Source organism: Rahnella laticis, assembly GCF_015644585.1.
In the GTDB taxonomy this organism is placed as follows: domain Bacteria; phylum Pseudomonadota; class Gammaproteobacteria; order Enterobacterales; family Enterobacteriaceae; genus Rahnella; species Rahnella laticis.
This window is the reverse complement of sequence record NZ_JADOBI010000003.1, coordinates 303,743-315,146: the sequence shown is the minus strand read 5'-3', so window position 1 is coordinate 315,146 and position 11,404 is coordinate 303,743. Positions and strand designations below refer to the sequence as shown.

Genomic DNA, 11,404 nt, shown 5'->3' with positions numbered 1-11,404 from the left:
TTGCTTATGGCTGAACTGCACCGGCGTTACTCATCGGCGGGTTCTTTGATATAATCCCTTCCACTATATGGTCGCCGTTTCTTCTGAAAACGGCGATAAATATTCTTAAATCAGGTGGTTAGTCTTTATATGAAACATCGCGTTGATGTCATGATTTCCGAACAGGAAATCAAAAACCGAATTGAAGAGCTGGGCCGTAAAATTACCGGGCACTACCGTGACAGCGGCAGCGAAATGGTACTGGTCGGGCTGCTGCGCGGTTCCTTTATGTTCATGGCCGATTTATGCCGCGCCATTGATGTGCCGCATGAAGTCGATTTCATGACCGCATCAAGCTACGGCAACGGTATGTCCACCACCCGTGACGTCAAAATCCTGAAAGATCTCGATGAAGACATTCGCGGCAAAGACGTTTTGATCGTCGAAGACATCATTGACTCCGGCAACACACTGAGCAAAGTGCGTGAAATCCTGCAACTGCGCGGCCCTAAATCACTGGCAATTTGTACCCTGCTCGACAAACCAGAACGCCGTGAAGTTGAAGTTAAAGTGGAATACGTCGGTTTTGCGATCCCGGACGAATTCGTCGTCGGTTTCGGCATCGACTACGCCCAGCGCTATCGCCATCTGCCATATGTCGGCAAAGTGGTTATGCTGGACGAATAGAAACAGGCTATCCGCTTTCGCCATTCTCAGAAGTCAGTGGGTACAGAAAAAAGCACTAAAAAAGGCACATTTTTGTGCCTTTTGTTTTTTGATTTTCTGTAGAGTGGAGCGGTTTGTTATTGCGGGTTGCCGTTCAGTAAGGCGGAGACGCCCTGACGGTAGCGCTGTTCCAGCGTTTCACGGCTGGTGGCGTCGACTTCGAGATTGCGCAGTCGTCCGTCCTGAATGCCGTAAACCCAGCCGTGCAGGGTGACTTTCTGGCCGCGTTTCCAGGCTGATTGCATCACGGTGGAGTGGCCGAGGTTGTACACTTGTTCCACGACGTTCAGCTCACACAATTTATCGAGACGCTGATTCGGTGACAGTTCGCCCAGCAGGGAGCTGTGTTTGTACCAGATGTCCCGGATATGCAATAACCAGTTATTAATCAAACCCAGTTCAGGGTTTTCAACCGCTGCCTGTACGCCACCGCAACCGTAGTGACCGCAAATGATGACGTGTTCCACTTCCAGTACGTCGATAGCATATTGCACAACGGACAGGCAGTTGAGATCAGTATGGATAACCAGATTGGCGACGTTACGGTGAACAAACAGTTCGCCCGGTTCAAGCCCGGTCAATTGCTCAGCGGGAACGCGACTGTCGGAGCAACCGATCCACAGAAAACGGGGTTTTTGAGATTGGGAAAGTCGTTCAAAGAAGCCAGGATCTTCGTCGATCATGGTCTTGGACCAGTTGGCATTATTACTGATGAGCTTTTCTATATCATTCATTGAGGTTAATAGCCTGTAACGAGCCAACAGCGATGGAGTAATATAGGGCAATGCTCCGTCTTTTAAAACCGATTCAACATCTCCTTTTACGCATTCCTACAACAGGGTTTTCACAACAAGGTACGCTTCCTTTATGAATTATGCATTGGAACTGGAAAAGTTAACCAAAACTTACGCCGGTGGTGTACAGGCTTTGCGCGGTATCGATCTGCGCGTCGAAGCCGGCGATTTTTATGCCCTGCTGGGGCCAAACGGTGCGGGTAAATCGACGACCATCGGCATCATCAGTTCACTCGTAAACAAAACCGCCGGTAAGGTTCAGGTGTTTGGTTACGACATCGACAAAGATATCGTCAACGCCAAGCGTCAGCTCGGGCTGGTGCCGCAGGAATTCAACTTCAATCCGTTTGAAACCGTGATGCAGGTTGTCGTCAACCAGGCCGGTTACTACGGCGTGCCGCGTCCGCTGGCGCTTCAGCGTGCCGAAAAATATCTGACCCAGCTGGATCTGTGGGGCAAGCGCAATGAGCGTTCCCGCATGCTTTCCGGCGGGATGAAGCGTCGTCTGATGATTGCCCGTGCGCTGATGCACGAACCGAAACTGTTGATCCTCGACGAACCGACTGCCGGTGTGGATATCGAACTGCGTCGCTCGATGTGGGGCTTCCTGAAAGAGCTGAATGCGCAGGGCACGACCATTATTCTGACCACGCACTATCTGGAAGAAGCCGAAATGCTGTGCCGCAATATCGGCATTATTCAGGGCGGCGAACTGGTGGAAAACACCAGCATGAAAGCGTTGTTGTCCAAGCTGAAATCCGAAACCTTTATTCTGGATTTAGGGGCGAAAAGCCCGCTGCCGGTGCTGGAAGGTTACCGCAGCCAGCTGACAGATACGTCAACGCTGGAAGTTGAAGTCATGCGTGAACAGGGCCTGAACTCCCTGTTCAGCCAGCTGAGCAAGCAGGGCGTGCAGGTATTGAGTATGCGTAACAAAGCCAACCGTCTGGAAGAGCTGTTTGTCACGCTGGTGAACGGCAGCGGGGAAAAGAAATAATGTCGCAACTGTATTGGGTAGCACTCAAAAGTATCTGGCTGAAAGAGATCAACCGGTTTGGCCGGATCTGGATCCAAACGCTGGTTCCGCCGGTGATCACCATGACGCTTTATTTCATCATCTTCGGCAATCTGATCGGTTCGCAAATCGGCAGCATGCATGGTTTTACTTACATGCAGTTCATCGTGCCTGGCCTGATCATGATGGCGGTAATCACCAACTCTTACGCTAACGTGGCTTCGTCGTTCTTCAGCGCGAAATTCCAGCGCAATATTGAAGAGCTGCTGGTTGCACCGGTGCCAACGCACGTGGTGATCGCCGGTTATGTCGGCGGCGGCGTGGCGCGTGGGATCTGTGTGGGGATCCTGGTCACGGCGATTTCGTTGTTCTTCGTGCCGCTGGTGATCCATTCCTGGTGGGTGATTGCGCTGACGCTGCTGCTGACCGCGATCCTGTTCTCGCTGGGCGGTTTGCTGAATGCGGTGTTTGCCACCACATTTGATGATATCAGCCTGATCCCGACGTTCGTGCTGACACCACTGACGTATCTGGGCGGCGTGTTTTACTCGCTGTCGCTGCTGCCACCCATCTGGCAGGCGATTTCAAAGCTGAACCCGATCGTCTACATGATCAGCGGTTTCCGCTACGGGTTCCTTGGCGTCAGTGACGTTCCGCTGATCTTCACGATGAGCGTGCTGGTAGCGTTTATCGCGGTGTTTTATCTGCTGGCGTGGTACTTGATTGAGCGCGGGCGTGGTTTACGTAGTTAATGCCGTTAGGATTATAAAATGAGAAACGGGGCAATCCATGCCCCGTTTTTTTTGGCCTGATTCGGGCTCAAGCCACCTGAACCGGCACGGCTTTCGCGGTGCGTTTCAGCTGGTTTTCACCTTCAAAATAAGCCACTTTCGGTTTGTGCTGGCGGGCATCAGCGTCAGACATCTGCACGTAAGAACAGATGATCAGCAGATCGCCGACACAGGCGCAGCGCGCCGCAGCGCCGTTAACCGAAATAATACGCGAACCGCGTTCTGCCGCGATGGCGTAAGTTGAGAAACGCTGACCGTTATCAACGTTATAAATATCAATCGCTTCGTACTCTAAAATGCCTGAAGCATCGAGAAAGTCCTGGTCGATGGCGCAGGAACCTTCATAGTGCAAATCTGCCTGAGTCACGTGAACCCGGTGCAGTTTGCCTTGCAGCATAGTGCGGATCATCACATATACCTTACTTGCGTAAAAAATCAGGGAACCCGCCGGGCGGAGATAATAAAATTCCGATATTTCCGGCGGCCAACATAGTTGCCGATTTGAGCTGCGCTGTCTACTGCGTCAGATCAACCTCTTGATTATCAATCAGCCGGGCTTTCCCTAACCATGCTGCCATCAGGATCACCGCGGACGTGCTGTCGACGGACAATTCCTGCAAGGTTTTGGCATCACGAATAAACAACTCATCTGGCGTAAATCCGGCTTCACGCAGCTGTTGCCCGGTTTCCTGCAACATCTCTTCAACGTGACGCTCGCCCTGGCTCAGACGCTCCGCCAGCGCGTTCATGATTTTGTTCAGCTGAGGCGCTATTTTACGCTCTTCAGGAGTCAGATAACCATTGCGCGAACTCAGTGCCAGACCGTCTTTGGCGCGTACAATCGGTACGCCAATAATTTCAATGTCGTAGCCCATGTCTTCCACCATCGTGCGCAGCAGCGCCAGTTGCTGGAAGTCTTTCTGGCCGAAACAGGCCACCTGCGGCTGCACCAGATTGAACAATTTGCTGACAATCGTCGATACACCACGGAAATGCCCCGGACGGCTCGCGCCTTCCAGAATGGTAGAAATCACCGGTACATCGACCTGCGTCTGCGTTGTCAGGCCTTTCGGATAAACCTCCGCCGGAGACGGGGCAAACACCAGATCCACGCCGCGCTTGTTCAGCTTTTCGCAGTCTTCCTGCAACGTGCGCGGATAACGCTCGAGATCGTCCGGGCGTTCGAACTGCATCGGATTCACGAAAATACTCACCACCACCACATCGCCGCGCGCTTTCGCTTCTTCCACCAGCGTCATATGGCCTTCGTGCAAATTCCCCATGGTCGGCACCAGGGCAATACGTTTGTTATTCTTACGGAAATCGCGGATCTCGCGACGCAGCAGCGCCACGCTGTCAATTATCAGCACACTTCTTCTCCCGATTATTTAAAGGAATGCTCTTCGCCCGGATACACGCCCTGCGCGACCTGATCGACATACAAACGCACCGCGCTGCGGATATCGCCCGCTTCCGCGAGGAAGTCTTTGGCAAATTTTGGCGTATGGCCACCGGTAATGCCGAACGCGTCATGCATCACCAGAATCTGTCCGTCGGTCACGTTACCGGCACCGATGCCGATCACCGGGATGCTCAGTTCTTCGGTCACGCGGCGCGCCAGTTCAACGGGCACACATTCCAGCACCAGCAGCTGCGCGCCAGCTTCTTCGAGCATCATCGCATCTTTGATAAGCTGGTTTGCGGCCACTTCGTCGCGCCCCTGCACTTTGTAACCACCAAAAATGTTCACCGATTGCGGCGTCAGGCCGAGATGGCCGCACACCGGAACGGCGCGCTCGGTCAGCATTTTAACCGTATCGCACAGCCAGCTACCGCCTTCGAGTTTCACCATATTGCCGCCGGCACGCATCAGGATTGCCGCGCTTTCGAACGCCTGTTCCGGCGTGGCGTAACTCATGAACGGCAGGTCTGCCAGCAATAAAGCGTGAGGCGCGCCACGGCGCACGCAGCGCGTATGGTAAGCAATTTCCTCAACCGTCACCGGCAGGGTGGAATCCTGCCCCTGAACGACCATCCCGAGGGAGTCACCAATCAGCATGACGGTGATGCCCTGCTCAGCAAACAGCTGTGAAAAGCTGGCGTCATACGCGGTAATGGTCGCAAATTTATGTTTTTCCTGCTTCCATTGGCGAAGCTGGCTCAGCGTTGTTGGTTTCATGAACACTTTCCTTTGAATAATTCATCGGATGAATATGATGCCAGTATTCTACTGTATGAGCCGAAATGCAGACAGCAAGATCAGCAACGGACTCCATGATCCAGGTCTTAAGAAGTGATTAAGAAGCTTCGCCTATAATGAAAAAAACGGAGGGAACCATGCGAATTCTATTGGTTGAAGACGACAAAATGATTGGCGACGGCATCAAAGCCGGGCTGACAAAACTGGGGTTTACGCTCGACTGGTTTACCGACGGGCTGACCGGCAAAGCCGCGCTTGACAGCGCGCCGTACGATGCGGTGATCCTCGATTTAAGCCTGCCGGGAATGGACGGCATGGAGCTGCTGCGTAAATGGCGCAAGGCCGGTCGTGACACGCCGGTGCTCATCCTCACGGCGCGCGATGCGCTTGAACAGCGCGTCAGCGGATTGCAGGCCGGGGCGGATGATTATCTGTGTAAGCCGTTTGCGCTGGTGGAAGTGGCCGCGCGTTTACAGGCGCTGATCCGCCGCCGTCATGGCGTGGTTACGCCAAAAGTGACGCACGGCGCAGTGGAATTCGATCCGGCAGCCCGAAGTGTAACGCTCAATGGCGAAACCGTCACGCTCACGCCGCGTGAAGTCGCGGTGCTGGAACTGTTTCTCAATAACAAAGGCCGCGTGTTGGCGCGCACCCTGATTCAGGAAAAACTGTACAACTGGGACGATGAAGTCAGCAGCAACGCGGTTGAAGTGCATATCCACCATCTTCGCAGCAAACTCGGCAAAAGCTTCATCCGCACCGTTCACGGCGTGGGTTATACGCTGGGCGATGTGCCGTCCGGGGAGAGTGCGTGAAGGAGCTGAAAAACCTGAGTCTGCGTCTCCGGCTGATCCTGCTGTTTACCGTGCTGGCGCTGCTGACGTGGCTGATTGCCAGCGGCGTGGCCTGGCACCAGACCCGCAAACACATCAACGAAGTGTTTGATACGCAACAGATGTTATTCGCTAAACGTCTGGCCGCCACCGGGCTGGGCGACCGGCTGAATATGCAAAAAGACGCCGAGCTGCCGGACACCAAAAAGATGGTCCGCAAAGGTTCACGTGGCCATACCGATGACGATGCGCTGACGTTTGCCATTTTTAATCAGCAGGGCGACATGCTGCTCAACGACGGCGAAAACGGCAAACGTATCCGCTTCGACGGCAACACACAGGGCTTTAAAGATGACGAACTTAAAGGCGACAACGACGACTGGCGTATGGTCTGGCTGACATCGCCAGACGGGCAATATCGCGTGGCTGTCGGTCAGGAATACGACTACCGTAATGATATGGCCTGGAGTTTAGTCAGCGGGCAACTGACGCCGTGGCTGGCTTCATTGCCGGTATTGCTGCTGGCGCTGATTGTGATGGTGACGCTGGAACTCCGACCGCTGCGTCGGGTGGCAGAAGGGCTGCGTCAGCGATCGCCGGAAGATGCCACGCCGATTGTCACCGATCGTCTGCCCGGTGAAGTCCTGCCGCTGGCAAACGCGCTGAATTATCTGTTCGACCGTACCAGTGAAATGCTGGTCCGCGAACGCCGGTTTACCTCCGATGCCGCGCACGAATTACGCAGCCCGCTGGCGGCATTGCGCGTGCAAACCGAAGTGGTGCAGCTGTCCGGTGACGACACCGAAATGCGCGAGCATGCGCTGGAAAACCTGACCACCAGTATCGATCGCGCCACGCGGCTGGTGGATCAGCTGCTGACGCTGTCGCGGCTGGAAATTTTCTCAGAACCGGAAGAACTGGAGATCATCGACTGGCCTTCGTTGCTGGCACAAAATCTGGCCGAACAGGATTATCGTGCGCACAGCAAAGGTATCGAATTACGTTTTGAAGAGCAGGGAACGCCGCCGCAAATGCGCGGACAATCTCTTCTGCTTTCGCTGATGGTGCGTAATCTGCTGGATAACGCCATTCGTTATTCTCCGGCGGAAACCACGGTCTCGGTCACGCTGAATGCGCAGGGATTAACGGTAGAAGATCAGGGGCCGGGGATCTCGGAAGAACATCTGGCGCGGCTCGGCGAACGTTTTTACCGGCCACCGGGTCAGGAGCAAACCGGCAGCGGTCTGGGGATTTCGATCGTACAGAGGATCGCACAGTTACATCAGTTGCGGGTAGAGTACCGGAACAAAACAGAAGGGGGATTACAGGTGCGGGTAAGTCGCTGAGCGGCCTACCATTTTGTCAGGCCATTCAGCGGAACGCGATCCAGTACGCTTTGCAGCGTTTCGCCATCCGGGAACACCAGATCCGGTGCCAGATCCGCCAGCGGGTACAGCATAAACTCGCGGTTCTTCATATGGTAATGCGGCACAGTTAAACGCTCCGTGTCGATCACCCGATCGCCATAAAACAGCATATCCAGATCTAATGTCCGCGGGCCCCAGCGTTCGGCTTTGCGGACACGTCCCTGATTTTGCTCGATGGCCTGGGTGCAATCGAGCAGCTCTTCCGGCGGTAATAACGTATCGAGCGACACCACGGCGTTCAGATAATCAGGCTGATCCTGCGGCCCCAGCGGCTTGCTGCGGTAAAACGGAGAGACAGCCACAAAGCGGGTGCGCGGCAAATGTGCCAGCGCCTCCAGCGCGCAATTTACCTGGTCGAGAGGTCGTGAGAGATTGCTTCCCAGAGCCAGGTAAACGCGGATCATTGACCGCCATCCTTACGGGGAGTGCGTTTACGCGGACGACGTGTCCGTGCGCGACGCGCAGGCGTTGCATCGTCACCGAGCGTGCCGAGCATGGCTTTCTGCGAGGCCGGTGTGGCTTCCTGGAATTCACCCCACCACTGCGCCAGACTTTGCAGTTCGCGATGCTGTTCAACTTCAGCGCGCAGAACCAGTAAATCGTAAGCGGCACGGAATTTAGGATGTTCCATCAGCTTGTGCGCACGTTTGCCCTGACGGCGGGACAGACGCAGCTGCAATGCCCAGATATCACGCACCAGCGTGGTAATACGTTTTGGAATTGCCAGCGTGCGACATTGTTCGTCGAGCACGTCGTTCATGGCCAGCGCGAAGGCGTCGTAATACGTCAGACCGCCTTCCTGCGCCAGTTTCTGTGCATGTTCAATCACCGGATACCACAACATTGCCGCGAACAGGAACGCCGGATTGACGCGCTGATCGTTCTGCAAACGGTAGTCGGTATTTTTCAGAACCTGCAACAGAATATGTTCCATCGGGCTGTCGCCATGCTCAGTAAACTGGCGGGCGATCAGCGGGAACAGCGGCTGGAACAGCTGGTATTCACACAGTTTTTTGTACGTGGCATAACCGTAGCCGGCTTGCAGCAATTTCAGCGATTCTTCAAACAGGCGCGCAGGCGGAATTTCCTGTAGCAGGGTCGCCAGACGTGGGATCGGCTCAGCGGTTTCCGGGCTGATCTTCATGTCGAGTTTTGCAGCGAAACGCACCGCACGCAGCATACGCACCGGGTCTTCGCGGTAGCGGGTTTCCGGATCGCCTATCAGCCGAATGATGCCGTTTTCCAGGTCACGCAGGCCGCCGGTGTAATCACGGACGGTGAAATCAGCCACGCCGTAATACAGGCTGTTGATGGTGAAATCGCGGCGCTGGGCGTCGTCTTCAATCGTGCCGAAGATGTTATCGCGCAGCAGCATGCCGTTCTGGGCCTGCTGGGAAACGTTTTTATCGTCGGTTTCTTCGTACTGTTCGTGATGACCACGGAATGTGGCGACCTCGATGATTTCCGGGCCGAACATTACGTGGGCCAGACGGAAACGGCGGCCAACCAGACGGCAGTTACGGAAAAGTTTGCGCACCTGATCAGGCGTTGCATTGGTCGTAATATCGAAATCTTTTGGCTTTTTATCCAGCAGCAAATCGCGCACGCCACCGCCTACCAGGAAGGCTTCATAGCCAGACTTATTCAGGCGGTACAGGACTTTCAGGGCGTTTTCGCTGATATCACGACGGGAAATATTGTGCTCATCGCGGGGAATGATGGTCATCGCACGGGTTTCGCCCGCGTAATCAAATGACGGGCGTGGCTTCTGGACGTGCTCGGTACGCGGAGCGCGCTGTTCGCTGCGTTCGCCACGGCTGTCGGTACGTTCACCGCGATTGTCGTTACGTTCGCCACGCGGCTGATAAGGCGCAGAGCGACGGTTGTTGTTACGACGCTCGCCCCGGTTTGCGTTGTCATCCCGACGGCCACGGTTTTCGCGGCGTTGCTCGTTGTCACGACGTTCAGGATGGTTTGCCTTCACAGTGTTTTCAGCCACAGGAGACGGATCGCGACGGGAATTGTCCTCACGATTAACTTCTCCATGAAGTGCGGCTTCGTCATGAACAGCCTTTTCTTCACGAACGACTTTATCTTCACGGACCAGCACCTTACGGCAAAAATTGGCTACTCGGGTAAAAATGGTACACCTCGATAGTGACTGAAAAAATTGGCGTGACGCAAAAACAGCGGCTAATCATAGCTCACGATAGCCTCTTTGAGAATGCCGATGTCAGTTCAGCGTTGATTAAGCGCCCTGACGCGGTATCTCAGAGGGCGTCCAGTGCGTTGTCGCCCAGCGTAATAATAAAGGCAAAGTGTAATCCTGCCAGTTTTCCGGCAGCGTTTGGCCTAAAAATTTCAGTGCGTTAATGATTACCGGCCGCGGATCGCCTTCAGGCAGCGCCGGTGCATGATTTTGTTTCGAAAGCTTGTCGCCATTTTCATTCAGTGCCAGCGGCAAATGCAGATATCCCGGTTGCGGATAGCCCAGATGCCGGTAAAGCGAAATCTGGCGCACGGTGGGCTCGATGAGATCGGCTCCGCGCACAATATGATTCACGCCCTGAAAATGGTCATCAACGACCACCGCCAGATTGTAGGCAAACAGCCCGTCGCGGCGGCGGATAATAAAATCTTCTTCGGCCAGCTGGCTTTCGGCCTGTAAATGCCCCTGAAAATCATCATCAAAACCATAAACCGGTAAGGTCTGATGCAGGCGAATTGCCGCGTTTTCTGCACCTAAATTCAGGCCACGGCAGTGACCGTCGTAAAAACCGCCGCTTTGGGCAATACGCTGGCGGGTACAGGTGCAGTAATAGCTTTTTTGTTGCTGATACAGCCAGTCCAGCACTTCGCGGTAGGCGTCATGACGTTTGGATTGCCAGACGACGTCGCCGTCCCATTCCAGACCATAGCGTTCAAGCGTGGCCAGAATGCGCTCAGCAGAACCGGGAATTTCACGCGGCGGATCGATATCGTCAATGCGAACCAGCCACTGACCGTTTTGGGCGCGCGCATGCAGATAACTGCCGAGTGCGGCAATCAGCGAACCAAAATGGAGGTCACCGGAAGGTGAAGGCGCGAAACGGCCCGTATATTGATTTTGTGGCATAAGAATGGGGTCGTGCTTTTAAAGGGAACGCGGTGCATGACGCACCGCGTGGAACCCGGGACTTAGCCAGCCATCTGCTTTTCGCGGATTTCTGCCAGAGTCTTACAGTCGATACACAAGTCAGCGGTCGGACGTGCTTCAAGACGGCGGATGCCAATCTCAACGCCACAGGAATCGCAATAACCGAAATCCTCGTCTTCCACTTTTTTCAGTGTTTTTTCAATCTTTTTGATCAGCTTACGTTCACGGTCACGGTTACGCAGTTCGAGGCTGAATTCTTCTTCCTGAGCGGCACGGTCGACCGGATCAGGGAAGTTTGCAGCTTCATCCTGCATGTGTGTAACGGTACGATCTACTTCATCCCTGAGCTGATTGCGCCATGCTTCAAGAATCTTTTTGAAGTGAGCCAGCTGAGCGTCGTTCATGTACTCTTCGCCCGGCTTCTCTTGATACGGCTGCACCCCAGCGATAGCGAGAATGCTCAAGGACGACGTCTTACGGGTTTGGCCTTCTTGCATGATGCT

The 11,404-nt window shown here is 54.5% G+C and carries 13 protein-coding genes; 5 read left to right on the top strand and 8 right to left on the bottom strand.

Annotation, left to right across the window (positions count from 1 at the left end):
* The first annotated feature begins 129 nt into the window (after nt 1-129).
* Entirely contained in the window at nt 130-666 is a 537-nt protein-coding gene (gene hpt / locus IV433_RS07755) for a hypoxanthine phosphoribosyltransferase (protein WP_195813751.1), read from the top strand.
* A gap of 116 nt (nt 667-782) precedes the next feature.
* Here hpt and can read toward each other — a convergent pair whose 3' ends face one another.
* Nucleotides 783-1,439: a carbonate dehydratase gene (can, locus tag IV433_RS07750; protein ID WP_152327650.1), complete on the bottom strand. Its 657-nt coding sequence runs from the start codon at nt 1,437-1,439 to the stop codon at nt 783-785.
* A 133-nt stretch (nt 1,440-1,572) separates the two neighbouring features.
* Between can and IV433_RS07745 the strand changes: the two genes are divergently transcribed.
* Both IV433_RS07745 and IV433_RS07740 read left to right on the top strand, forming a co-directional pair.
* Nucleotides 1,573-2,496, top strand: coding sequence for an ABC transporter ATP-binding protein (locus tag IV433_RS07745; protein ID WP_152327651.1), 924 nt, complete (start codon nt 1,573-1,575; stop codon nt 2,494-2,496).
* The gene (locus tag IV433_RS07740) at nt 2,496-3,266 is read left to right on the top strand and encodes an ABC transporter permease (RefSeq protein ID WP_195813752.1); all 771 of its coding nucleotides are present in this window, start codon (nt 2,496-2,498) and stop codon (nt 3,264-3,266) included. Before IV433_RS07745 ends, IV433_RS07740 begins: the two co-directional genes overlap by 1 nt.
* Before the next feature lie 67 nt (nt 3,267-3,333).
* On the opposite strand, the gene panD is transcribed toward IV433_RS07740, so the two are convergent.
* From panD to panB, 3 genes are all read right to left on the bottom strand, one after another.
* Nucleotides 3,334-3,714, bottom strand: a complete 381-nt coding sequence (gene panD, locus IV433_RS07735) for an aspartate 1-decarboxylase (RefSeq protein WP_101075221.1) — start codon at nt 3,712-3,714, stop codon at nt 3,334-3,336.
* 106 nt (nt 3,715-3,820) lie between these two features.
* Nucleotides 3,821-4,675 carry a pantoate--beta-alanine ligase gene (gene panC, locus IV433_RS07730; protein ID WP_195813753.1) on the bottom strand — a complete coding sequence of 285 codons (855 nt, stop codon included), beginning with the start codon at nt 4,673-4,675 and terminating at the stop codon, nt 3,821-3,823.
* Between the two features lie 14 nt (nt 4,676-4,689).
* Entirely contained in the window at nt 4,690-5,484 is a 795-nt protein-coding gene (gene panB, locus IV433_RS07725) for a 3-methyl-2-oxobutanoate hydroxymethyltransferase (protein ID WP_195813754.1), read from the bottom strand.
* Between the two features lie 158 nt (nt 5,485-5,642).
* Between panB and qseB the strand changes: the two genes are divergently transcribed.
* Both qseB and qseC read left to right on the top strand, forming a co-directional pair.
* Nucleotides 5,643-6,320, top strand: a complete 678-nt coding sequence (qseB, locus tag IV433_RS07720; RefSeq protein ID WP_195813755.1) for a quorum sensing response regulator transcription factor QseB — start codon at nt 5,643-5,645, stop codon at nt 6,318-6,320.
* A gap of 5 nt (nt 6,321-6,325) precedes the next feature.
* Nucleotides 6,326-7,684 (top strand): quorum sensing histidine kinase QseC, encoded by a 1,359-nt coding sequence (gene qseC, locus IV433_RS07715; protein ID WP_195813974.1) that lies wholly within the window; start codon nt 6,326-6,328, stop codon nt 7,682-7,684.
* A 5-nt stretch (nt 7,685-7,689) separates the two neighbouring features.
* Here the strand turns inward: qseC and folK are convergent, their stop codons facing one another.
* The 4 genes from folK to dksA form a co-directional block, all read right to left on the bottom strand.
* Nucleotides 7,690-8,169 (bottom strand): 2-amino-4-hydroxy-6-hydroxymethyldihydropteridine diphosphokinase, encoded by a 480-nt coding sequence (gene folK, locus IV433_RS07710; protein WP_195813756.1) that lies wholly within the window; start codon nt 8,167-8,169, stop codon nt 7,690-7,692.
* Complete coding sequence (pcnB, locus tag IV433_RS07705) at nt 8,166-9,491, bottom strand: polynucleotide adenylyltransferase PcnB (protein ID WP_195813975.1); 1,326 nt, start codon at nt 9,489-9,491, stop codon at nt 8,166-8,168. Before pcnB ends, folK begins: the two co-directional genes overlap by 4 nt.
* Nucleotides 9,492-10,013: 522 nt before the next feature.
* Entirely contained in the window at nt 10,014-10,880 is an 867-nt protein-coding gene (gene gluQRS, locus IV433_RS07700; RefSeq protein WP_195813757.1) for a tRNA glutamyl-Q(34) synthetase GluQRS, read from the bottom strand.
* Nucleotides 10,881-10,942: 62 nt separating this feature from the next.
* Nucleotides 10,943-11,398 (bottom strand): RNA polymerase-binding protein DksA, encoded by a 456-nt coding sequence (gene dksA / locus IV433_RS07695; protein ID WP_095924702.1) that lies wholly within the window; start codon nt 11,396-11,398, stop codon nt 10,943-10,945.
* Nucleotides 11,399-11,404: the final 6 nt, after the last annotated feature.

Bases quoted from the DNA above. Each gene is read 5' to 3' on its own strand.
- dksA (WP_095924702.1), bottom strand. From the start codon at position 11,398: ATGCAAGAAGGCCAAACCCGTAAGACGTCGTCCTTGAGCATTCTCGCT.
- folK (WP_195813756.1), bottom strand. From the start codon at position 8,169: ATGATCCGCGTTTACCTGGCTCTGGGAAGCAATCTCTCACGACCTCTC.
- qseB (WP_195813755.1), top strand. From the start codon at position 5,643: ATGCGAATTCTATTGGTTGAAGACGACAAAATGATTGGCGACGGCATC.
- IV433_RS07740 (WP_195813752.1), top strand. From the start codon at position 2,496: ATGTCGCAACTGTATTGGGTAGCACTCAAAAGTATCTGGCTGAAAGAG.
- panD (WP_101075221.1), bottom strand. From the start codon at position 3,714: ATGATCCGCACTATGCTGCAAGGCAAACTGCACCGGGTTCACGTGACT.
- gluQRS (WP_195813757.1), bottom strand. From the start codon at position 10,880: ATGCCACAAAATCAATATACGGGCCGTTTCGCGCCTTCACCTTCCGGT.
- can (WP_152327650.1), bottom strand. From the start codon at position 1,439: ATGAATGATATAGAAAAGCTCATCAGTAATAATGCCAACTGGTCCAAG.
- IV433_RS07745 (WP_152327651.1), top strand. From the start codon at position 1,573: ATGAATTATGCATTGGAACTGGAAAAGTTAACCAAAACTTACGCCGGT.
- pcnB (WP_195813975.1), bottom strand. From the start codon at position 9,491: ATGACCATCATTCCCCGCGATGAGCACAATATTTCCCGTCGTGATATC.
- panB (WP_195813754.1), bottom strand. From the start codon at position 5,484: ATGAAACCAACAACGCTGAGCCAGCTTCGCCAATGGAAGCAGGAAAAA.
- hpt (WP_195813751.1), top strand. From the start codon at position 130: ATGAAACATCGCGTTGATGTCATGATTTCCGAACAGGAAATCAAAAAC.